The sequence below is a fragment of the Providencia sp. genome, assembly GCF_003533305.1.
Taxonomy (GTDB): Bacteria; Pseudomonadota; Gammaproteobacteria; order Enterobacterales; family Enterobacteriaceae; genus Providencia.
Map to the genome: position 1 here is coordinate 77107 of NZ_DOEH01000005.1, position 23884 is coordinate 100990.

The following is a 23884-nucleotide window of genomic DNA, read 5'->3' on the forward strand; positions in this document are numbered from 1 at the left end:
GGTTTGAGTACTTATTGTGACTCAGTGATTTCATTGTACGAAACTGAATTTAAAATGCAACCCTAAAAAATTATTTATTTTTTTCTCTAGTGTATGATTAATAAGCTAATTTACTCTATAGGCAATACGACTCTCTCAGTGATTTTCACCTGATCATGTAATGCTTGCTCTATTGTCTGCTGCAACATTTTTATTTTTTCTTCCATATTATATGCATAATCGCGCGTCTTTGTCTTTTCTTGTGCTAATTCGTGACAAACGTTTAATGCAACAATAAAAATAAGCTGTTCAGTATTCGTTACACCGCTTTTATCTTTTAGATTTCTCAAGCGTTGTTCAAGCTCTTTAGCGGATTCTAACAGTGCTTCTCTTTGTTCTGTTGGGCAGTTAACTCGCATTGAGCGCCCAAAAATCTGAATATCGACAGGTTGTGCGGACATGATACCTCCATACTGAATAGATCTCGCCATAAAATAAATTATGTTTGGCGCAAAGTTATTAATTTTTGCTTCGCTTATGCTATTAGGGGCGATATTGGCGTTAACTTAATCATTATGATAGTTAAGTTAAAAAGCACTATTGATAGCTAAGATAAAAAGCATACTGGTCTAGCGGCTAGACTTGATGGTAGCATATCATGAATCAAAAGCTAACATGACGAATTCAGATGTCTATACAAAAAACTTTACCAAATTATGACGCGTTGGACAAACTGCTCCAACAGCACTCAATAGCACTTACCGCAGCCGAGATCCATGGTCTAATTACAGGGTTGATTTGCGGTGGAAGTCGCGACCAAGGCTGGCAAGCGCTAGTACATGACCTTGCTAACGACGGGTTAGCATTCCCTCAAGCAGTTGCTCAACCATTGCGTGAGCTGTTTGATACAACTTTTGAAGCACTTGATGATACCGAGTTTAATTTTGCTATGCTGTCCCCTGATGAAAATGCATCTATTTTTGATCATGCGGACGCTTTAGCGGGTTGGGTTAACCATTTTTTACTTGGTATAGGTGTTACTCAGCCAAAACTTGCTGATAAAAAAGAAATTACTGAGGTTATTACTGATTTACGAAATATTGGCATGCTTGGCTACGATGAAGATGAAGATCAGGAAGAACTCGAACAAGCACTTGAGGAAGTTATTGAATACGTTAGAGTTGCTGTTCAGTTGTGCTATATAGCATTAGTTGAGCCGAAAAATGGGCCAACTGCGGTTGAGGTTACTAAGCCTATTCTTCACTAGTCAAATCTTTATTAACCAATGTAATTTTAAAAATTACTATCATGACTTTGCTGTATTTTGTTGCGTGAATTCAGTTTGATTAAAATAATATGCAATGAAATGTGTAATTAACCTATTTAGCTCAGATAATAAGGCAAAAACGGTATGAATAAACAGGAATTTGTTTCTCGTCGTAACGCACTATTGGCTCAAATGAAGCCAGCAAGTGCCGCTGTTATTTTTTCTGCGCCACCAGCACAGCGTAATGCTGACTGTGAATACCCATATCGTCAGAATAGTGATTTTCTTTATCTGACTGGATTTAGTGAACCAGAAGCTGTATTAGTGTTAATTAAAAGTGATGAAAAACATAGTCATACTGTTATTTTTAACCGTATTCGTGATTTAACTGCTGAAATTTGGTTTGGTCGTCGTCTTGGTCAAGAAGCCGCTCCTGAGGCATTAGGTATCAATAAAGCACTTCCTTTTGACGAAATAGAGGATCAGCTTTATCAACTGCTTAATGGACTTGATGTGATTTATCATGCGCAAGGTGAATTTCCTTATGCGGATAAATTAGTCTTTGATGCATTGGATATTTTACGTCGTGGTAGTCGTCGTAATCTACGCGCCCCACAAACAATCATTGATTGGCGTCCTATTGTTCATGAGATGCGACTGTTTAAATCAGATGCTGAGATTACCGCTATGCGAAAAGCGGGAGAAATTTCAGCACTCGCACATATCCGAGCAATGAAAACTTGCCAGCCGAATATGTATGAATACCAGCTATGTGGTGAAGTTGAGTATGAATTTACACGTCACGGTGCGCGCTTCCCTTCTTATAATTCGATTGTCGGTAGTGGTGAAAACGCTTGTATTTTGCATTACACCGAGAATGAGAGCCAAATGAAAGATGGCGAATTGGTATTAATTGATGCAGGTGCCGAATTTGAAGGCTACGCGGGTGATATCACTCGAACTTTTCCTGTAAATGGTAAGTTTAGTCCTGCTCAACGTGAGATTTATGACATTGTATTAAAGTCATTAAATACCGCATTAGAGTTATACCGTCCCGGAACAAGTATTCATGAAGTGACCCGCCAAATTTTACGAATTAAAGTTGAAGGGCTTGTCGCATTAGGAATTTTGCAAGGAGATATCGATCAGTTGATCGAAGACAAAGCATATCATCCATTCTTTATGCATGGTTTAAGTCATTGGTTGGGATTAGATGTGCATGATGTCGGAGCCTATGGTATAGAACGAGACCGAATTTTAGAAGTCGGAATGGTTTTAACTATAGAACCAGGGCTTTATATCGCACCGGATGCGGATGTGCCGCAACAATATCGTGGTATTGGTATTCGTATTGAAGATGACATTGTGATCACAGAAAACGGCAATGAAAACCTGACGGCTCTAGTGGTTAAAGATGCCGACGAAATTGAATCACTGATGGCTGAAGCGAAAAAGGCTTAGTAAGTCAATCGTGAAATGCCATCTCAAAAGGTAATAGATAGCGCATGAATGTGATTATTGTTGGTGGTGGAATGGCGGGAGCGACACTAGCTTTAGCCATATCATCACTTAGCCAAGGAAAATTATCGGTTTCGCTCATTGAAGCGGCTTTGCCGGAAGGAAAACATCCGGGTTTTGATGCACGGGCAATCGCATTGGCACAGGGTACTTGCCAATATTTGTCTTCTATCAATATTTGGCCTGCGTTCGCCGATTGTGTCACGCCGATTAATCACGTTCATGTCTCTGACCGAGGCCATGCAGGTTTCGTTAACATTGATGCCAGTGATTATAATATTCCTGAATTAGGTAATGTTATCGAGCTACATAATGCAGGTAGTCGTTTGTTCTCATTACTGCGTAAGGCGCCGGGTGTGAGTCTGCATTGTCCAGCTAAAGTGGTAAATGTTCATCGCTTTCAAGAAGGTGTCACTGTTACATTAGATAATGGTGAACTCATCACGGGTGACTTGTTGGTTGCCGCTGATGGTAGCCATTCAGCAATCGGTCAAGCCTGTAATATGCAATGGCAGCAAGATGATTATGGTCAAGTAGCTATTATTGCCAATGTAAAAACAGCAATTGATCCGAAAGGCCAAGCTTTTGAGCGTTTTACCGAGTTCGGACCATTAGCTTTATTGCCGATGTCTCAAGGTCGTAGTTCATTAGTTTGGTGTCATCAACAAGAACACGTAGATGTTATTAATCAATGGAATGATGAGACTTTTATTCAAAAATTACAGCAGGCGTTTGGTTGGCGATTAGGCCAAATCTTACTTACTGGTAAACGTAATTGTTACCCCTTAGTCTTAAGGAAAGCATTGAATCCAGTCAGTCACCGTGTGGTGCTGGTGGGTAATGCGGCTCAAACCTTACACCCTATCGCTGGACAAGGTTTTAATCTTGGTATCCGCGATGTGATGCAATTAGCTGAGATTGTGGTTAATGCTCATGCTAACAAACAAGATATTGGTAGTTACTCATTATTGAGTCAGTATCAGCAAGCTCGTGCAATTGATAGAGATAAAACGGTCACCATGACGGATGGTTTGGTTCGCCTATTTGCTAACCGTTGTTTACCGCTAGTTGTCAGCCGAAATTTGGGCTTAATGGCAATGGAAATATTGCCACCAGTACGTGATATTTTAGCTCGCCAGACATTGGGTTGGGTTGCGCACCAATAACCACGAAACAAAGAGGAATAAAAAAATATGCAATCGTTTGATGTGGTTATCGCCGGTGGTGGTATGGTGGGGCTCGCACTTGCTTGTGGCCTTGAAGGTAGTGGTTTGCGAGTTGCAGTGATTGAAAATTACCCCCCTAAAATGCCATTTTCAGTCAGTGAACCTTATTCATTGAGAGTCTCTGCAATTAATGCGGCGAGTGAAAAACTATTAACCCATTTAGGTGTTTGGTCTGCTATCAAGTCTATGCGAGCGTCTGCCTATAATGGAATGGAAGTGTGGGATAACGCTAGTTTCGGGCGCATTTCTTTTTCAGCAAAAGAGCGAAATCTTACTCATTTAGGCCATATTATTGAAAATAATGTGGTACGAGATGCCTTATGGCAAAAGGCTTCTGAGCTACGCGATGTCACTTTATTGTCGCCTGCCACCATTAAAAAGGTGGTATGGGGCGAAAATGATGTGTTTGTCACTCTTGATGATGAGAACATGCTAACGGCTCGCTTGATTGTGGGTGCTGATGGGGCTAATTCATGGTTACGAAATCATGCAGATATCCCATTAACTTTTTGGGATTATGAACATACAGCCTTGGTGGCTACCATTAGGACTGAATTTCCTCATGATGGTATTGCCCGTCAAGCATTTAATGGTGAAGGTATTTTAGCTTTCTTACCATTAAGCGATCCGCACCTTTGTTCTATTGTTTGGTCTCAGCCCGCAACTGAAGCTGCAAGGCGTCAAGCACTTGATAAAGCCAGTTTTGAAAAAGAATTAGCGGTAGCATTGGATATGAGCTTAGGCTTATGCCAACTTGAAAGTGATAGGCTCACGATTGCGCTGACAGGTCGCTATGCACGGCAATTCGCAGCGCAACGTCTGGCTTTACTGGGCGATGCAGCTCACACCATTCATCCATTAGCAGGTCAAGGCGTCAATCTTGGCTTCATGGATGTGGCAATGTTGCTAGGCGAAATCAAAAGGTTACATCGTGAAGGTAAAGATTTTGGTCAATACCTTTATCTACGTGATTTTGAACGCAGTCGCAAGCACAGCGCAGCAGTGATGCTCGCGGGTATGCAGGGGTTCCGTGAATTGTTTGAAGGTAATAATCCAGCTAAGAAATTATTACGTGATATTGGATTAGTGCTTGCAGATAGTTTACCGGGCGTTAAACCTCAGCTATTGAACCATGCTATGGGGCTTTTGGATATGCCTAAATGGCTAGAGCAGCTACAAGTGGAAGTGACTAACTAATACACTATTTTTTGCCAAAGGGCTGCAAATGCAGCCCTTTATATTGTTAAGTGTGTTTATCTTGTTACTTTAGGGCTTCCATATATTTTATTAACCACACTGGAGATCACTACAGTTATAGGTTAAATCAGGCAGTTTCGCTTTTTTACCTTCAATCAGCTTTTCAAGAGCTACCCAATCACCATGGACTTGACCACTATGATGTGGGGTGAGTTCTTTTTTCATAGAAAAATTAGGGTCATTTATTAGTGATTTTAATTTATTATCACACTGTTGATAGTGAACTAAGGCTCGAATGTAAGCATCACGGTCAGTGTCAGTATAACCGTCGGACATCCTCCCATAAACGTCATCTGTGCCATTATTTTCTATGGTAAAATAAGTGTCTCTCATCCATTCGATATTATTAGCTAGTTCTTTGGATTTAACTTTTATTTTATCAATTAATGATTCTGATTTTGATTTTGAATCTGTAGTTTTTAAATTATCAATTAATAGCAGCATTGGTTTTTCTTGTATTTCTGTAGGGATGTGATTCGCACTTAGTTCTACCACATACGAGTTTTGATGGAGTGAACTGCGTTGCTTTTGAGTTTCTATGTTTTGAGGATTGTTGTGTCTTGCTACATAAGAATTTGAACTTGTACTGATAGAATACATATTAACTTCCTATTGTTTAATATACCGATTAGGTATTTATCCTTAGTTAATTATGCTGATTTTTTTGTTTTTAAATATCATATTTCGATGGATTAAACCGTCATCTTTATTCCTTTCTTTTTAAAATCTTAATTTCCTCAAGCTCATTGGCATCTAAAAAAATAAAGTTCATTTATAACTGAGAAAAACTAATTACATGCACTTTTCGCATTAGTTTTACTTATATTGTAGGTTTGAATTTTATTAGGCATTTTATTAGTGATCAGTAGCTACTGATGAATTTTTAGTCTGTTCTACCTCTGATGTACGGCTTTTGAGTGATCATTCTCAATTTTTTAACAAAAAGCACTGGTAAAGTCAGAGCGTAATTAGTAATACAGAAGAATAGTTGCCCTATTTTTTTTTATAGAATCGAACCGTAGACAATGGTAGGTTTTTAACAATATTATCGTTTGCGTCAGGTGAAAAGTACCAACAGACTTATTACCAATGGGTATTTTTAATCACGCAATCGCCCTATGGCATAATTTTGCCATATCAATGATGCAAAGAGGGGATTCATGGTAAAGCAAACAACACTATATGAAGAACATATAGCCTGTGGCGCAAAGATGGTGGATTTTCATGGATGGATGATGCCACTGCATTATGGTTCACAAATTAATGAACATAATTTTGTGAGAACTGATGCAGGGATGTTTGATGTTTCCCATATGACAATTGTTGATTTTCATGGGGAAGGTTGTCGTGATTTTCTTCGTTATCTACTCGCCAATGATATCGCAAAATTAACAGATAAAGGTAAAGCCCTGTATACAGGGATGCTTAATGCATCTGGTGGTGTTATTGATGACTTAATTGTTTATTACCTCGAAGATGATTTTTATCGTTTAGTGGTTAACTCGGCAACTCGCGATAAAGATATAGCTTGGATGGAACAACACGCCAAAGGCTATGCTGTCGATATTCAAGTTCGTGATGACCTGGCGTTACTTGCCGTGCAAGGCCCACAAGCGACACAAAAAGTACATTCACTGCTAAGTGATGAACAATGTTTGGCTATCAAAGATATGAAGCCATTCTATGGTGTCCAAACGGGAGATTTGTTTATTGCGACTACAGGTTACACGGGTGAAAAAGGTTATGAAATTGCAATGCCAAAAACGCAGGTGGTTGATTTTTGGCACAAGTTACTAAAAGCGGGTGTTCATCCAGCCGGACTTGGTGCGAGGGATACTTTGCGCCTAGAAGCGGGCATGAATCTCTATGGACAAGATATGGATGAGACTATCTCTCCTCTTGCCGCTAATATGGGGTGGACGATTGCTTGGAAACCCGAAGATCGTCAATTTATTGGGCGCGAAGCGTTAGAAAAACTGCGTGAGCAAGGAACCGAAAAACTCGTCGGTATTGTGATGCGCGATAAAGGTATACTGCGTGCTGAGCAAGTTATTCGTTTTACTGATGAGTTAGGGAAACTACAAGAAGGGATCATTACAAGTGGTTCATTCTCGCCAACCTTAGGTTTCAGTATTGCACTCGCTCGAGTACCTAATAGCATACAAGACAAAGCAATCGTTGAAATTCGCCATCGCGAAATGCCAGTGGAAGTCGTAAAACCCGGTTTTGTTCGTGAAGGTCAACGTTTGGTTTAATTTCGATTTAATTATATTAATAAATATTCAAAATAATAGAGAGGCTAATGATGAGTAATACACCAGCAGAATTAAAATATACCCGTGAACATGAATGGGTGCGTGACGAAGGTAATGGCGAATATACTGTGGGTATTACAGAGCATGCACAAGAAACATTAGGTGATATGGTTTTTGTTGATTTGCCTGACGTCGGTAACGTGGTAGATGCGGGTGATGATTGCGCGGTTGTTGAATCAGTGAAAGCTGCATCAGATATTTATGCACCGTTAAGTGGTGAAATTATTGCAGTAAATGAAGATCTTAATGATTCACCAGAACTGGTAAACGAACAGCCATATCAAGATGGTTGGATTTTCCGCATTAAGATTTCGGATGAAGCGGAGCTGGCGGATTTGATTGATGCTGATGCTTATATTGCGTTGATTACTGAAGAAGACTAAATATTCGTTATATTGCGAGCCGCAGCGTTGTTGGCTGCGTTCGCTAACCCTAGTCACATAGTCATGTATGCTCCTAGGGCTTAGCTTTATATATCCGTCATATTTCGAGCCGCAGCGTTGTTGGCCGCGTTCGCTAACCCTAGTCACATACTTATGTATGCTCCTAGGGCTTAGCTTCACATATCCGTCATATTTCGAGCCGCAGCGTTGTTGGCCGCGTTCGCTAACCCTAGTCACATACTCATGTATGCTCCTAGGGCTTAGCTTTACTTGCCGCCTAGCCGCAACTCGAACTATTTAGGATGCAAGAAAGGTGTTTTTAATGTGAAATTTAAAAATACTTATGTGAATAGATACTAAATTCAGTTATCAGTTATAAAACTCAGTATTACCGCTTAAATGCCCTACAACTTACGCATAGCAGACAAAGGATGGGAACACAGATATGTCGATGTCACTTAGTCAATTAGAAAATCGTTCAGAATTTATTTCACGCCATATTGGTTCATCAGAACAACAAATAAAAACCATGTTGAATACCGTTGGCGCAACGTCACTCGATAGTTTGATGGATAAAATTGTACCCAAAGCAATTTTATTACCGGAGCCACCGAGAGTGGGTGGGGGCGCAACAGAACAAGAAGCTTTGGCAGAGTTAAAAGCTATCGCTTCATTGAATAAACGTTATAAAAGTTATATCGGTATGGGCTATGCACCGACAGTGCTTCCTCCCGTTATTTTGCGTAACTTATTAGAAAATCCAGGTTGGTATACCGCTTACACGCCTTATCAACCTGAAGTATCTCAAGGTCGCCTTGAATCTTTGTTGAATTTTCAACAGCTCACAATTGATTTAACAGGATTAGACTTAGCCTCTGCTTCACTACTTGATGAAGCAACAGCTGCCGCAGAAGCGATGGCGATGGCAAAACGGATTAGTAAGCTCAAAGATGCAGAACGCTTTTTTGTCGCTGATGATATTCACCCTCAAACACTGGATGTTGTGCGCACGCGCGCGGGAACATTTGGATTTGAAGTGATTGTCGATAAAGCCGATAAAGTACTCGAACATGAAGGCGTATTTGGTGCGTTATTGCAGCAAGTGGGTACAACTGGAGAGATCCACGATTATACGGCCCTCTTAACAAAACTAAAAGAACGCAAAATCGTCAGTTGTGTTGCTGCGGAAATGATGGCTTTGGTTTTGTTGGCCGCGCCCGGTAAACAAGGCGCTGATATTGTTTTTGGCTCAGCGCAACGTTTTGGTGTACCAATGGGATATGGTGGGCCTCATGCGGCATTCTTTGCTTGCCGTGATGAGTTCAAACGTGCAATGCCGGGGCGCATTATTGGTGTTTCACGTGATGCGGCAGGTAATACGGCATTACGTATGGCGATGCAAACTCGAGAGCAGCATATTCGTCGTGAAAAAGCTAACTCAAATATTTGTACCTCACAAGTTCTTTTGGCCAATATTGCAGCAATGTACGCGGTATATCACGGTCCTCAAGGCTTAAAAATAATTGCTGAGCGTATTCATCGTTTTAGTTCTATTTTTGCGGCGGCATTAATTGAAGCTGGTGTTTCTGTGCGCCATAAAACGTGGTTTGATACTTTGACAATTGAGGTAACCGATAAAATTGCGGTACTTGCTCGTGCAGATAAAGCCAAAATTAATTTACGTACGGATATTCGTGGTGCAGTGGGCGTGACGTTTAATGAAACCACAACACGTCAAGATCTGAATGACTTGTTTGCTGTTATCACAGGTAATGATACAAAATTAGATTTTGAAAAACTCGATAAACAAGTTTCAGCTTCAGAAAATGCTATTGCGCTATCAATGCAACGAGATGATGAAATTTTGGCACACCCTAATTTTCATCGTTACCACAGTGAAACGGAAATGATGCGTTACATGCATAGTTTGGAGCGAAAAGATTTAGCCCTGAATCAAGCAATGATACCGCTAGGCTCATGTACCATGAAGCTCAATGCGGCAGCGGAAATGATCCCGATTACATGGCCTGAATTTGGTGAGTTACATCCATTTTGTCCACCAGAGCAAGCTCAGGGTTATCATCAGATGATTGAACAGCTCTCTCATTGGTTGGTGCAATTAACTGGCTATGATGCGGTTTGTATGCAGCCAAACTCAGGCGCTCAGGGTGAGTACGCCGGGTTACTGGCAATTCGTCGTTATCATGAAAGCCGTGATGATGGCGCCCGAAATATTTGTTTAATTCCGGCATCAGCTCATGGTACCAATCCAGCTTCTGCCCATATGGCGGGAATGGACGTCGTCGTCGTGCGTTGCGATGATGAAGGTAATATTGATTTAGTTGATCTGCGTGAAAAAGCACAAGAGCACAGCGAAGCGCTATCTTGCGTGATGGTGACTTACCCATCGACTCATGGTGTGTATGAAGAAAGTATTCGTGAAGTTTGTGAAATTATTCATCAGTATGGCGGTCAAGTGTATCTTGATGGTGCAAATATGAATGCACAGGTGGGGCTAACGACTCCGGGCTTTATTGGTGCGGATGTTTCACATTTGAATTTACATAAAACCTTCTGTATTCCTCATGGCGGTGGCGGCCCAGGTATGGGACCGATAGGCGTTAAAAAGCATTTAGCACCGTTTGTACCGGGGCATTCAGTAGTTGAACAGGAAATGATCACTGATCAAGGCGCGGTTTCCGCCGCACCATTTGGTAGTGCATCTATCTTACCGATTAGCTGGATGTATATTCGGATGATGGGCTCTTATGGTCTTCGAAAAGCGAGCCAAGTAGCAATCTTGAATGCAAATTACATTGCTAAGCGTTTGTCTGGTCACTATGACATTTTATATACCGGTCAAGAAGGTTATGTGGCGCATGAGTGTATCGTTGATTTGCGCCCTATCAAGAAAGACACTGGTATTAGTGAATTAGATATCGCAAAAAGACTGATTGATTATGGATTTCATGCACCAACTATGTCATTCCCTGTCGCGGGAACGTTGATGATTGAACCAACTGAATCGGAAAGTATTGTCGAAATTGATCGCTTTATTGATGCGATGCTGGCTATTCATGGTGAGATAGACCAAGTCGTCAAAGGTGAATGGCCACTTGAAGATAATCCATTGGTTAATTCGCCTCATGTCCAAACGGAATTAGCCGATGAATGGGCTCATAGTTATAGCCGCGAACTCGCAGCCTTTCCAACTCACGCGACTCGAGTTAATAAATATTGGCCTGCGGTGAAACGCTTGGATGATGTATATGGCGATCGCCATTTACATTGTTCTTGTGTGCCGATTGCCGACTATATGTAATTTATTAGGTTGAGATATAAAAGCCCGTTTATTGATAAGCGGGCTTTTATTTTAAGGGGAGTCTACAGCAACCAGCCTTTTTGGTGAGCGAGTTCTAATTGAGGTTTAAGTTGTAGCCAAAATTCAGGGAGAATCTGTTCAATGTAGTCACATTTGCTTAGAACTTGGTCAAGGCGAATATTATTTTCAACCCAGCTTTGTCCCTGATTATGTAAGTTCATTAGCATTGGCATCGCTCTATCAATCGCATTCGCAAATTTAGAGTCTTGTGTCTCTAATGCGTCATACTCATTCCACAGAGCTAAAAATGACTCACTTTGTGGACTAGGAAGTAGGGCGAAAATACGTTTTGCTGCTTTGATTTCTTCATCACGAATAGCTTCGCGTGCTGCATTATCAAATACAATCACATCTCCGGCATCAATCTCGACAATGTCGTGAACAAGTGCAAGCTTAATGGCATGTTCTGGATTGACACCTTCAACGTATGGGGCAAAACTCATTGCCGCGACAGCAAATTGCCAGCTATGTTCGGCCGTGTTTTCATGACGTTCACGATTAAGTAGCTTATTTTTACGATAAACACTTTTTAGCTTATCGAGTTCCATTAAAAATTGGACGACTTCGGTAAAAGCCCCAAAATTCATAATATCGAGTGGCTTAGTACCTGTTACTGATGACATAAAAACCTCAATTATTTTTCTTCTTCTAATGAATATGGCAGTGGTGCAATGGTGAGACGACTTTGTTCATCACCAATAACACGAAAGACACTATCGGCTTCCATATCATTATTCATAATGATTTGTACGTTTAACTCATCATTACCTAAACGAACCGCAGCAAGAACAGTGCCTGTACGGCGCCATTTATCACCTAATTGCCACTCTAGCCCATCACCTGCTGCGGGGACTGATGAACCTGTCCCTTTTAGCCAGTACATTGCTCGCTTATTTGCGCCACGGAATTTTGCACGGGCTACCATTTCTTGGCCTGTATAACAGCCTTTTTTAAAGCTAATACCATAAGGTAGTGCTTGCAAGTTAGTCGCTTGAGGCAAATGTTGTGCACTATTTTCTTGGTCGATAATGGCATAGCCCGCTTCAATTTCTAATGATAACCACTGGTCATCGTTAACTTGAATTGCATTCAGGGAACTGGTGACCTGTTGCGCGGTTTGTTCATCTGTAATTAGCAGAAAACGTTCAGCAGGCAGGGCAAAATGTAATAAGGTTGTTGTTCCATGAGTGACGATTTGGTTTTCGTTATCAGGTAGAACATCAAAAAGAGAGGCTAATGCGGCTTTTGCGCCGAGGCCTGCGATAGCAAGTAGTTTTAGGTCTGATTTTTTTTCAAAAGTAACTTTAGAAAAAACGGCATATTTTTTTAGTTCAGTAAGCTCTGCATCAGCGACACTTTTTCTAATTAAATAGGAAAAACCGTCTAAATGATGAAAGAGACGAAGGTCACTCCACATTTTACCTTTCGGGTCACAATGTGCTGTTAATGTATGAACCTGCTGGAGTGTACTTATATCCGCGGTGACCTGCCCTTGTAGATATTTTTCAGCATCAATGCCATGAATATGAATAAGTTCCCAGTTTTCTAGCGAAATCAAAACGAGAGGTAAAGACTGAGAATCAAGAGGGAATTGCGATAAGTTGTCAACATGGGTAGTCATGATTTCACCTGTTGTTCTTTGATAGATAAAGGTGCCTAATGGTAAAATAGCTAGGTAACATTGCAAGCAGTTATTATGCCATTTTATTGAGATAGCCCCTAGCAATCAAAAACGTCTTTAGCATTTTTAGTCTTTTTAATTTTTTTGCATAAGGGGACGTGAAAAATGGTATTTTACTGCTTAAAATGATAACAATGTCGAGTCTGACATGTTTTATTGGCCGCTAATCTGTTAGAATATTTAAAATAATCAATCTTATCAGTTAACTGCAACAGAAAGGTCGTAGTGAAATGGATATAGAAAATAAAGCGCGGATTCATTGGGCTTGTAGACGTGGTATGCGTGAGCTAGATATTTCAATCATGCCTTTTTTTGAATACGAATATGATAGCTTGTCAGATGAAGATAAACACACGTTTGTTCGTTTGTTAGAGTGTGCAGATCCAGATTTATTTAATTGGCTGATGAACCATGGTCGTCCAGACGACGAAAAGTTATTTGCTATGATAAAACTTATTCAGGAAAAAAATAAAAATCGTGGTCCTGTGGAAATCTAATCTCTCCATTTCATGGAAAACTCAATTTTTTTCTACCTGTGTTCATGGGGCGGTTGGCGCTTTTTTGCTGATTGCACCGTGGGCACCGGAGAATTCAATGATATGGCTACCATTATTGGTTGTTGTGGTTGCTAGCTGGGCTAAAAGCCAAAAAAATATCAGTAAAACGAAAGGTGTCGCTGTTCTTGTTAATGGCAATAAAGTCCAGTGGAAGAAAAACGAATGGAGTATCGATAAAACGCCTTGGCGTAGCCGTTTTGGCATACTACTCACTATGAGCGCGCTTCAGGGCAAACCACGAAAAATTCATCTCTGGGTAGCAAGGGATGCAGTATCGGATGAAAACTGGCGAAATCTAAATCAATTATTACTGCAATATCCAGATATTTAATGCTATAGCTAAGATAGCACCGAATAATTTATATTTTTGATACAGTTCTGTTAATTGCAGTAATTTCAAGTCAGAGCGATTCTTCAATTTCTTGTAAGATTTGTATGCACCATTGTGCTATGCGCGCATCGGTTTGTTCGAACTGATGAACTTCATCTATCGCCAAACCCACAAACATATCGCCGTTATCATTTAAGGGTTTCGGGCTTTCAAATTCATATCCTTCTGTAGGCCAAAAACCAATAAAATGAGCGCCAGTAGGTTTAAGTTGATGATAGAGCAAACCTAATGCATCCAGAAACCATTCGCTATAATCGATTTGATCGCCAAGACCGAACAACGCGACAATCTTTCCTTCAAGATTAAGCTTGGGAAGCTGTTCCCAAATTTCTAGCCAATCTTCCTGTATTTCACCGAAATCCCACGTAGGTATTCCTAAAATGAGAACATCATACTGTTCCATCAATGTGGGTGGAGTATCATTGATATTATGCAGTGTGACGAAATCATCGCCGAGAATATCACGTATTTTTTCTGCAACCATTTCGGTATAACAGGTACTAGAACCGTAAAAAAGACCTATTTTCATATATATTGTTACTATGTCCAGCTATGGTTTTTCATCACAAGAGATATATTGTAACAGATGGAGCCATATTCGGGCATAATAGAATCGTGCGGTTTTACTTAAAGGAACGGAATTTGTCGTGGAAACAAAACAACTTAATCCATTAATTGAACAATTTCTTGATACAATTTGGCTAGAACAATCACTTGCTGATAATACATTAGCGTCATATCGTCTTGATTTGCAGTCATTGGATAGGTGGTTAGATGCGCAGCAATTGCATTTGGAAAGTGTTCAATCTTTAGATTTACAGTCTTTTTTAGCTGAACGTATTGATAGCGGTTATAAGGCGGCAAGTTCAGCGCGTTTATTGAGTTCAATTCGTCGGCTTTTCCAGTATTTTTATCGTGAAAAAATACGACTTGATGATCCTTCTGCGGTAATTGCGGCGCCTAAAATACCAAGACGCTTACCCAAAGATTTGAGTGAAAAACAGGTCGAAGATTTACTTAATGCGCCAGCAACAGAAGACGCTCTTGAGTTAAGAGACAAAGCCATGCTTGAAGTTTTATATGCATGTGGTTTACGTGTCTCCGAACTTATTGGGTTAACATTCCCAGATATCAGTTTACGGCAGGGCGTTATACGGGTTGTCGGTAAAGGTGATAAAGAGCGATTGATTCCTTTGGGAGAAGAGGCAATATATTGGCTAGAAAAATATATTGATGAGAGCCGCCCTGAATTATTAAACGGTAAAGCGAGTGACGTTTTATTTCCAAGTAAGCGTGGAACAAAAATGACTCGACAAACATTTTGGTACCGCATTAAATATTATGCAGTTTTGGCGAATATAGACGCTGAATTATTATCGCCACATGTACTGAGGCATGCATTTGCTACGCATTTGCTTAATCATGGTGCAGACTTACGAGTGGTGCAGATGTTGTTGGGGCATAGCGACCTTTCAACAACACAAATTTATACGCATGTTGCTACTGAACGGTTACGTGTATTACATGAGCAACATCATCCAAGGGGATGATGTGCTATTTAAGGATAAATATGAAACGCAAATTGTTATTATTGGTGGCGTGTATTGCGTCTTTTACGGCTTCGGTTTATGGAGCGACAGAAGAAAAAGTAATTAAAGAGACTCTTGCAAAATACGACATGACGGTTGAGTCAATTAAGCCTTCGCCAATTGTGGGGCTAAATGTAGTTGAAACCTCAACAGGTATTGTTTATATCACTGATGACGGTAAGTATTTATTGCAAGGTCCTATCTATGATATGAGCGGCAAAAATCCGGTCAATATCAGCAACCAGCCGTTGATGAAAAAAGTTGAAGCGCTAAAAGATGAAATGATTGTTTTTAAAGCGCCAAAAGAGAAATACGTTGTGACGGTCTTTACGGATATTAGCTGTGGCTATTGTAAAAAACTACATGAAACCGTGGGTGAATTAAACAGTAAAGGCGTAACTGTACGTTATCTGGCTTATCCTCGCCAAGGTTTGGACAGTGACGTGGCTAAAAAAATGGCATCAATATGGTGTAATGCGATGCCACAAAATGCATTAACAAAAGCATTCAAAGGCGATGAAATTGCCATGATTGATGAATGTAAAATTGATTTTAGTAAGCATATGCAAGTAGGTAACTTATTTAAAGTTACAGGAACCCCGGCTATTATTTTACCAAATGGACAAATGTTGCCAGGCTTTTTAACGCCAGATGCTCTTATTCAGTTACTTGAACAAAAATAGTCGCCATTGTGAATATTGAAACTTTTTTACGTCAGCGAGCATTAAGCGATGAAGTGATTCAATTGCCTGATGTTCCAGAGCTTTTACAACGTATTTATGCGTATCGTGGCATTACCAATACGACCCAATTAGAGCGTAAAGCGTCTAACCTTTTGGATTATCGTTCGTTATTCGGTATTGAAAATGCGTTAGCGTTACTTTATAGCGCATTAATTGAGCATGATTCAATCACTATTGTGGGTGATTTTGACGCTGATGGCGCAACAAGTACGGCTTTGGCTATTCGTGCATTAAAGGCGATGGGATATGCAAATATTAATTATATTGTGCCAAATCGTTTTGAAAATGGGTATGGATTAACGCCATTGGTGGTGGAAGAAGCACGTAAGCGCGGTGCTAATCTTATTATTACTGTTGATAATGGTATTTCCTCTCATGAGGGGGTTGCTACAGCAAATGATTACGGTATTAAAGTGATTATTACCGATCACCATTTGCCCGGTGAAACCTTGCCAGATGCAGATGCTATTATTAATCCAAACCTTAACCAATGCCATTTTGCATCTAAATCGCTAGCCGGTGTCGGAGTGACATTTTATTTAATGTCAGCACTTCGTGCTCATTTACGTCAAGAAGGGTGGTTTACCCAACAAGGTCTTAGTGAACCTAATTTGGCTGAATATCTCGATTTAGTCGCTTTAGGTACTGTGGCAGACGTTGTTCCGCTCGATACCAATAATCGAATTTTGGTACATCAAGGCTTACATCGCGTCAGAGCAGGGCGTTGCTGTGCAGGTATTAAGGCATTAATCGAGGTGTCTAAACGAGAAGCCCCTCGGCTTGTTGCTAATGATTTTGGATTTGCACTAGGGCCAAGATTAAATGCGGCGGGTAGGCTTGATGATATGTCCGTCAGTATCGAACTATTGTTGACTGATGATATGGCTTACGCGCGGGAACTTGCTAATGAACTGGATGGATTAAACCAAACTCGGCGTGATATTGAAGCGGGTATGCAGCAAGAAGCGTTAGTGTTATTTAACCAAATAGATTATAGCGATAACCAATTACCCCATGGTTTAGCACTGTATCATCCAGAATGGCATCAGGGGGTCGTTGGTATTCTTGCATCGAGAATTAAAGAACAATATCATCGACCTGTTATTGCATTTGCACCTGCGGGCGATGGTATTTTAAAGGGCTCAGGGCGTTCTGTTCAGGGCGTTCATATGAGAGATGCTTTAGAGCGCTTAAATACTTTACAGCCTGGGTTGATGCAAAAATTTGGTGGTCATGCGATGGCGGCAGGATTGACTCTTGAAGAAGGTAACTTTGAAACGTTTAAACATCACTTTGAGTTGTTAATGGGCGAAATTATTCAACCTGAGCAATTATCAGGGGTAATTTGGAGTGATGGCGAACTGGCTCGCAATGAATTTTCTTTAGAAACTGCTGAACTTATTCGTGAAAGTGGTCCATGGGGGCAATCATTTCCTGAACCTATATTTGATGGACACTTTCAGCTATTACAACAAAAATTAGTTGGCACTAAACATCTTAAGCTGATCTTGGAGCCTATTAATGGTGGGCCGATGTTAGATGCTATTATGTTTAATATTGATGTACGCCGGTGGCCTGATAATAGCGTGAAAAAAGCTAAAATCGCATTTAAACTCGATGTTAACGAGTTCCGTGGACAGCGAAATGTGCAGTTAATGATAGAACACATTTGGCCTGAATAACAAATTAAGCTGTACTCATTAATGATAGATAAAGCAGTTTTTATGGTGCTATAAACCTTGCCGAAGTTCCGGTATACTAAACGGTTTGTAAATACAAAATTTTATCTTCGACCAACCATAAGATATTGAAAATGACGTTTGAAATTAACCCAGTAAAAAATAAGATTCAGGACCTGTCTGAACGGACAGCGGTTCTGAGGGGGTATCTTTGACTATGATGCCAAGAAGGAACGCTTAGAAGAAGTCAATGCAGAGCTTGAGCAGCCTGATGTCTGGAACGAACCAGAAAGAGCTCAAGCACTTGGTAAAGAGCGCTCATCCCTTGAAATTATTGTTGAGACCATCGACCAATTAACTCAAGGTATTGAAGATGTAGAAGGTTTACTTGAACTTGCCATCGAAGCCGATGACGAAGAAACCTTCAACGAAGCGGGTGCCGAGTTAGATGCGCTACAAACTAAGTTAGAAAAACTTGAGTTTCACCGTATGTTCTCTGGTGAGTATGATAGTGCTAACTGCTACATTGACTTGCAAGCGGGTTCTGGCGGTACGGAAGCCCAAGATTGGGCAAGTATGTTATTACGTATGTACTTGCGTTGGGCTGAGTCAAAGGGCTTCAAAACAGAAATTATTGAAGAATCTGATGGTGATGTTGCAGGTTTAAAATCCGCGACAGTAAAAATCATTGGTGACTACGCATATGGCTGGCTGAGAACTGAAACTGGGGTTCACCGTTTGGTTCGTAAAAGCCCGTTTGATTCAGGTGGTCGTCGTCATACATCGTTCAGCTCGGCGTTTATTTACCCGGAAGTTGATGATGATATTGATATAGAAATTAACCCAGCTGATTTGCGCATTGACGTATACCGCGCTTCAGGTGCGGGTGGTCAGCACGTTAATAAAACTGAGTCTGCGGTACGTATCACACATATTCCGACCAATATTGTGACTCAGTGTCAAAATGACCGTTCACAACATAAAAATAAAGATCAAGCGATGCGCCAGTTAAAAGCGAAGCTTTATGAACTGGAAGTCCAGAAGAAAAATGCTGACAAGCAGGTCATGGAAGAGAACAAATCGGATATCGGCTGGGGAAGCCAGATTCGTTCTTATGTACTTGATGATGCAAGAATAAAAGACTTACGTACTGGTGTGGAAACGCGTAACACGCAAGCCGTACTGGATGGTGATTTAGATAAATTCATTGAAGCTAGCTTAAAAGCTGGCCTGTGAGGAAAAAATGTCTCAGGAAAAAATGTCTCAAGAACAACAGGGTGCTGAACACGTACCCGATTTGAATAACGAACTCAAAGCCCGCAAAGAAAAACTTGTAGCGTTACGCGAAAAAGGTATCCCATTTCCAAATGATTTTCGTCGTGAAGATATTTCTGACAAAATTCATGCACAATATGGTGAAAAATCAACGGAAGAACTTGAAGATTTGAATATCGAAGTCTCAATTGCTGGCCGTATGATGACACGTCGTATTATGGGAAAAGCGTCATTTGCAACCCTACAAGATGTGGGTGGTCGCATTCAGATTTACGTTTCACGAGATGATTTAGCTGAAGGCGTATATAACGAGCAATTTAAAAAATGGGATTTAGGTGATATTTTAGGCGTTAAAGGTCGTTTATTTAAAACGAAAACAGGTGAATTGACGGTTCATTGTCATGACGTTCGTTTACTGACTAAAGCACTGCGCCCATTACCAGATAAATTCCATGGTCTGTCTGATCAAGAAACGCGTTACCGTCAACGTTATCTTGATTTGATTGCTAATGATGAGTCACGCCATACGTTTATTATTCGTTCTAAAATTCTAGCCGAAGTTCGTAATTTTATGGTGGCTAGAAGCTTTATGGAAGTTGAAACCCCAATGATGCAAGTGATCCCAGGTGGCGCAACTGCGCGTCCATTTGTTACTCACCATAATGCATTAGATATTGATATGTATCTGCGTGTTGCCCCAGAGCTGTATCTTAAAAGATTAGTCGTGGGTGGCTTTGAACGTGTATTTGAAATAAACCGCAATTTCCGTAATGAGGGATTATCTCCTCGTCACAATCCAGAGTTCACCATGATGGAACTCTATATGGCTTATGCTGACTATCGTGATTTGATCGTTTTAACCGAGGATTTATTCCGTACGTTAACACAAAAAGTATTAGGTCAAACCGTAGTGAAATATGGCGAGCAAGAATTTGATTTTGGTCAGCCTTTCGCTAAGCTAACGATGAAAGAAGCGATTTGTAAATATCGTCCTGAAACGAATGTTGCCGATCTTGATGATATGGAAAAAGCTACCGCAATTGCGCAATCTATCGGAATCAAGATTGAAAAAAGCTGGGGATTAGGTCGTGTTCAGTGCGAAATTTTTGAAGAAGTTGCTGAAAGTCACTTGATCCAACCAACTTTTATAACGCAATATCCAGCAGAAGTTTCACCTCTTGCGCGCCGTAATGATGATAACCCATTCATTACTGACCGTTTTGAATTCTTTATTGGTGGTCGTGAAATCGGTAATGGTTTCTCTGAGCTAAATGATGCTCAAGATCAAGCCGAGCGTTTTGCTGAGCAAGTGCGCCAGAAAGATGAAGGTGACGATGAGGCGATGTTCTATGATGAAGATTATATCACTGCATTAGAGCACGGATTACCGCCGACCGCAGGATTAGGTATTGGTATTGACCGTATGGTTATGTTATTCACAAATAGTCATACTATTCGTGATGTTATTCTTTTCCCTGCACTACGTCCTACCAAAGCATAAATAGGGCTTTTTATGCCCGGTGTAACGCCGGGCATACTATTTATTTTATAAAAACACCCCATAAAATTCTGCAATATAGAGATGCTTATTATTTAGATGACTATTTTGGAATGGCTGTCTTAATAAGATTAGTAAAAATATTATCTTGAACTAAACTCATTAAATCTATTGTAAGTAACGAATAGTATCAATTTAGTATAAGTATTTATGACAGAGAACTGTTATAATTTGTATACTTGGTAGTTATCTATTATGTGATTTTAAAATTAACGTATGCTGTGTGTTTTACCCATAGTAATTCTTAGGTTATGCTATTTTATTGACTAAGATAGAGATGGATTAAATACGCTTTTAAGGCGTGTATTTGTAATCAAAAATTATAACTTTGCAAGTATAAGCTTTTAATAAGATGATGCAGTGTAATCTAACTTGTTAGCAATTATTTCAACTGTCATGGATTCAAATATTATCCTAGATAAGGATGTTATTGTGTTGTTGAAATTATGAGTGACTTACACATATAAAATATGTTGTGGATAATAGACTTAATAAATCAGGATTAGATTTAAAATATAAACACATTAAGCGTATTTTTGAGTGTGATTGTGAAAAAATCAGAAATGTTCGCAAATGTAGAGACAAAACTCGATAAAAACTAAAAAGTAATTAATCTAAATTTATGAGATGACTCTATTTCTACATTCGGGCTTATAGAAAATAGCTACATTTTAGCTTACACTAGGTTTCTCGGGCATCATTATAATAGCGAAGAAAAGTACTGGTAAGGTAACCATATGTTTTTAAAAAATAAATTTTATGTTGCATCTTTGCTTATAGCAAGTACGGCTCTTCTTTCAGGCTGTGCATTTGATTCAGATAGGTACAACACAGCGGTACCAAATAAACCAGCAGCAAGCTCTAGTACTGCAACTCAGCAAGCTACAGCAGAACAACAAGCTGCTCAAGTAAAAGCTAATCAAGTAGATAGCTCTTACCCTGAATCACAAAAAGTATTAAATAGTGCGATGAATCGTCCCCCAGTAGAGTCAACGACTTATAACGCTGATGGAACAGAACAACAATCATTTGCCCATTTAAATACTTGCGTTAAAGAATTAAACGCACTTAAAACACTATCACCAAAAGATTACAACCGTCTGGTCGGTTCTTTTAAAGAAGTGAGCGAAATTAATCGTCTTTATAGGCAAGTAGAAACAACAGCAAGCCCAGATACGATTGAATTATTACAGATGGCAATAGAGTCTAAAACGAAAGTGCTTTGTGCAAAAGTTCGCTATAACTCTGTATTGTCTACCGAATCAACATTGAAGAAAATTAGTGGATTATGAGAACTAACCTAAGGCTTTGTGTGTCACTGGCACTTTTTACAACATTTTGTAGTAGTGTTATAAAAGCAGACAGTTTTAACAATGTTATTGATGATTTTGATACTTACCTTCAATTAGAAAAAGAAGATAAGTTACAACAACAACCGTCAGTGAATACGCAAGCTCAAGGTTATGATGTTTTCTCTTCGTTATCGACTGTTCCTGCGCCGAAAGAAAAAAGTAAATCTGCGGCGAATAAAAAAAGAACAAGTGCGAAGACTACCGCTAAAAGTAAGACAAAAAGTACAGTAGAAGCAAATAATAAAAGTTCTACAGGCGCCAGCCAGTCTGTAGAACCTGAAAAGACGACTCTTTCTGAAGTTTGCACTTTAACTGAAGGCGTGAGCTCTTCTGCACCAATGTTGCTGTCTTCTTATCCCTATCTATTTCAAAGTAATCAGTGGAACCCAAGTTATTTAGCTAATGATTTCGCTAAATACCAAATTGCGCTGAATCCTCTTGGTTTATATTCATCTCAATTTGCTAAATCGCCAATAATGGATAACTCTGTTTATTTGGAGCAATTAGCTAAACTCATTGAGCAGCAACAATTAACAAATTTATATCAATTTGGTATTGCCCAAGGAGTAGGGCAACTAATTGGTTATAATAATCTACTTACTGATGCGCAATTAGTGGAAAAACTTATTAATCATAATAAGAGTATTGCGCAGCTGAGTCATATTATTACCGAAAAGCAATTTGAGATTAATAAATTAACAGATGAAGTGGCTAGAAATAAAGATCAAATCGCACAACTACAATCTTTACTGAATTCATCTGACGATCAATCAATTATTGACTCGTTAAATGCTAAGCTCGCCGCAGCAGAAAAAACTATTGAACAAAAACAAAATAGTCTGACAGAGCTTAGCCAAGAGAATCAACAAACACAGGATACAATTGCACAACTTGAAAAGCAGTTGAATGATAGTGTTGTTGAACAGTCACGAATCAAACAGCAATTAGCCGACAAAGATACACAATTTGCTGCTGCTAATTTAAAAATAGAACAGCTTACAGCTGAAATTGCAGCATTAGAAATTGCGGCTAAAGAGCAATTAAAACTTAATGGTAATACTGATGAGCAAGTTAAATCAGTTACCGCTAGCTTATTGCAGCAACAAGAATTATTAAAACAAAAAGAAGATGAACTGCTATTAGCTCAAAATCAAAAGAACGATATTCAAGTGGTATTGAAAGCGCAACAAGATGCGGCAAAATTACTTGAAACACAAAATCAGCAGTTAACTAAGCAGTTAACTGAAAAAACACAACAAGCTGAGAAAATCGCTCAGTCTTTAGTAGAGCAGACTGCTAACGCTGAGCAAAAAGTGGTATTAGAGCGTGAATTAGCGGCGGCAAAACAGCAATTACAAGCTCATCAAACGGCACAAGACGCGCTGTCTAAACAATATGCTGATAGTCAGAAGCAACAGCAGCAACTTCAATTGGCGTTGACGCAAAATGAACAAAATTATGCGACGGCGCAAAAGCAATTTGAACAAGCGAATACTGATTTACTGAAATTGCAAAAAGATGTTGAAAAACAAACGGCCTTGATGAGCCAAGCTAGCGATGCGCAGGTGAAGGCGTTAACCGCCGATCTGAATCAACAAGTGGCTTTGCTGAAACAAAAAGAAGATGGGCTGAAAAAAGCCGAAGTGGATAGCCAAGCTACCCGCGACGCATTAGCTAAACAGCAAGCAGCGGCGAAATTACTGGAAACACAAAATCAGCAGTTAACCAAGCA

The 23884-nt window shown here is 39.8% G+C and carries 21 protein-coding genes; 16 read left to right on the top strand and 5 right to left on the bottom strand.

From position 1 onward, the window contains the following. Window positions 1-110 precede the first annotated feature (110 nt). Window positions 111-440: a cell division protein ZapA gene (zapA, locus tag DD649_RS01595; protein WP_294102801.1), complete on the bottom strand. Its 330-nt coding sequence runs from the start codon at window positions 438-440 to the stop codon at window positions 111-113. Window positions 441-667: 227 nt separating this feature from the next. Between zapA and DD649_RS01600 the strand changes: the two genes are divergently transcribed. The 4 genes from DD649_RS01600 to ubiI all read left to right on the top strand — a co-directional run bounded on the left by DD649_RS01600 (window position 668) and on the right by ubiI (window position 5187). Further along, entirely contained in the window at window positions 668-1246 is a 579-nt protein-coding gene (locus DD649_RS01600) for a YecA family protein (RefSeq protein ID WP_294102804.1), read from the top strand. Window positions 1247-1390: 144 nt separating this feature from the next. Further along, window positions 1391-2707: a Xaa-Pro aminopeptidase gene (gene pepP, locus DD649_RS01605; protein ID WP_294102807.1), complete on the top strand. Its 1317-nt coding sequence runs from the start codon at window positions 1391-1393 to the stop codon at window positions 2705-2707. A 44-nt stretch (window positions 2708-2751) separates the two neighbouring features. Further along, window positions 2752-3930, top strand: a complete 1179-nt coding sequence (gene ubiH, locus DD649_RS01610; protein WP_294102812.1) for a 2-octaprenyl-6-methoxyphenyl hydroxylase — start codon at window positions 2752-2754, stop codon at window positions 3928-3930. A 27-nt stretch (window positions 3931-3957) separates the two neighbouring features. Further along, window positions 3958-5187 (top strand): FAD-dependent 2-octaprenylphenol hydroxylase, encoded by a 1230-nt coding sequence (gene ubiI / locus DD649_RS01615; RefSeq protein ID WP_294102815.1) that lies wholly within the window; start codon window positions 3958-3960, stop codon window positions 5185-5187. A gap of 90 nt (window positions 5188-5277) precedes the next feature. On the opposite strand, the gene DD649_RS01620 is transcribed toward ubiI, so the two are convergent. Next, window positions 5278-5847 (bottom strand): NleF caspase inhibitor, encoded by a 570-nt coding sequence (locus tag DD649_RS01620; RefSeq protein WP_294102817.1) that lies wholly within the window; start codon window positions 5845-5847, stop codon window positions 5278-5280. Between the two features lie 560 nt (window positions 5848-6407). On the opposite strand from DD649_RS01620, the gene gcvT reads away from it, so the two are divergent. The 3 genes from gcvT (at window position 6408) to gcvP (ending at window position 11267) form a co-directional block, all read left to right on the top strand. After that, window positions 6408-7502, top strand: a complete 1095-nt coding sequence (gcvT, locus tag DD649_RS01625) for a glycine cleavage system aminomethyltransferase GcvT (protein ID WP_294102820.1) — start codon at window positions 6408-6410, stop codon at window positions 7500-7502. 50 nt (window positions 7503-7552) lie between these two features. Beyond that, window positions 7553-7945 (top strand): glycine cleavage system protein GcvH, encoded by a 393-nt coding sequence (gcvH, locus tag DD649_RS01630; protein ID WP_294102823.1) that lies wholly within the window; start codon window positions 7553-7555, stop codon window positions 7943-7945. A gap of 445 nt (window positions 7946-8390) precedes the next feature. Beyond that, entirely contained in the window at window positions 8391-11267 is a 2877-nt protein-coding gene (gene gcvP / locus DD649_RS01635; protein WP_294102826.1) for an aminomethyl-transferring glycine dehydrogenase, read from the top strand. Between the two features lie 62 nt (window positions 11268-11329). Here gcvP and DD649_RS01640 read toward each other — a convergent pair whose 3' ends face one another. After that, window positions 11330-11950 carry an HD domain-containing protein gene (locus DD649_RS01640; protein ID WP_294102830.1) on the bottom strand — a complete coding sequence of 207 codons (621 nt, stop codon included), beginning with the start codon at window positions 11948-11950 and terminating at the stop codon, window positions 11330-11332. Between the two features lie 11 nt (window positions 11951-11961). Then, the gene (gene ygfZ / locus DD649_RS01645; protein ID WP_294102833.1) at window positions 11962-12948 is read right to left on the bottom strand and encodes a tRNA-modifying protein YgfZ; all 987 of its coding nucleotides are present in this window, start codon (window positions 12946-12948) and stop codon (window positions 11962-11964) included. A gap of 290 nt (window positions 12949-13238) precedes the next feature. On the opposite strand from ygfZ, the gene sdhE reads away from it, so the two are divergent. Together sdhE and DD649_RS01655 are read left to right on the top strand one after the other, a co-directional pair. Continuing rightward, window positions 13239-13505, top strand: coding sequence for an FAD assembly factor SdhE (gene sdhE / locus DD649_RS01650; RefSeq protein WP_294102836.1), 267 nt, complete (start codon window positions 13239-13241; stop codon window positions 13503-13505). Beyond that, on the top strand, window positions 13486-13896 hold the full coding sequence (locus tag DD649_RS01655) for a protein YgfX (RefSeq protein WP_294102839.1): 411 nt from the start codon (window positions 13486-13488) through the stop codon (window positions 13894-13896). The genes sdhE and DD649_RS01655 overlap by 20 nt, the downstream gene beginning before the upstream one ends. A gap of 70 nt (window positions 13897-13966) precedes the next feature. On the opposite strand, the gene fldB is transcribed toward DD649_RS01655, so the two are convergent. Continuing rightward, complete coding sequence (gene fldB, locus DD649_RS01660; RefSeq protein WP_336428753.1) at window positions 13967-14485, bottom strand: flavodoxin FldB; 519 nt, start codon at window positions 14483-14485, stop codon at window positions 13967-13969. 118 nt (window positions 14486-14603) lie between these two features. Between fldB and xerD the strand changes: the two genes are divergently transcribed. From xerD to DD649_RS01695, 7 genes are all read left to right on the top strand, one after another. Beyond that, complete coding sequence (xerD, locus tag DD649_RS01665) at window positions 14604-15506, top strand: site-specific tyrosine recombinase XerD (protein ID WP_336428755.1); 903 nt, start codon at window positions 14604-14606, stop codon at window positions 15504-15506. A 20-nt stretch (window positions 15507-15526) separates the two neighbouring features. After that, on the top strand, window positions 15527-16228 hold the full coding sequence (dsbC, locus tag DD649_RS01670; protein ID WP_294102847.1) for a bifunctional protein-disulfide isomerase/oxidoreductase DsbC: 702 nt from the start codon (window positions 15527-15529) through the stop codon (window positions 16226-16228). 8 nt (window positions 16229-16236) lie between these two features. Then, entirely contained in the window at window positions 16237-17970 is a 1734-nt protein-coding gene (recJ, locus tag DD649_RS01675; RefSeq protein WP_294102850.1) for a single-stranded-DNA-specific exonuclease RecJ, read from the top strand. Window positions 17971-18101: 131 nt separating this feature from the next. Then, a protein-coding gene (prfB, locus tag DD649_RS01680; protein ID WP_336428758.1) for a peptide chain release factor 2 occupies window positions 18102-19203 on the top strand; the annotation gives its coding sequence in 2 pieces (ribosomal slippage) (window positions 18102-18179 and window positions 18181-19203; 1101 coding nt in all). Between the two features lie 22 nt (window positions 19204-19225). Next, entirely contained in the window at window positions 19226-20743 is a 1518-nt protein-coding gene (gene lysS, locus DD649_RS01685; protein ID WP_294102863.1) for a lysine--tRNA ligase, read from the top strand. A 794-nt stretch (window positions 20744-21537) separates the two neighbouring features. Beyond that, window positions 21538-22092, top strand: a complete 555-nt coding sequence (locus tag DD649_RS01690) for a hypothetical protein (RefSeq protein WP_336428760.1) — start codon at window positions 21538-21540, stop codon at window positions 22090-22092. Window positions 22093-22112: 20 nt separating this feature from the next. Beyond that, the coding region (locus DD649_RS01695) for a hypothetical protein (RefSeq protein ID WP_294102855.1) at window positions 22113-23884 on the top strand (1772 nt) is incomplete at its 3' end.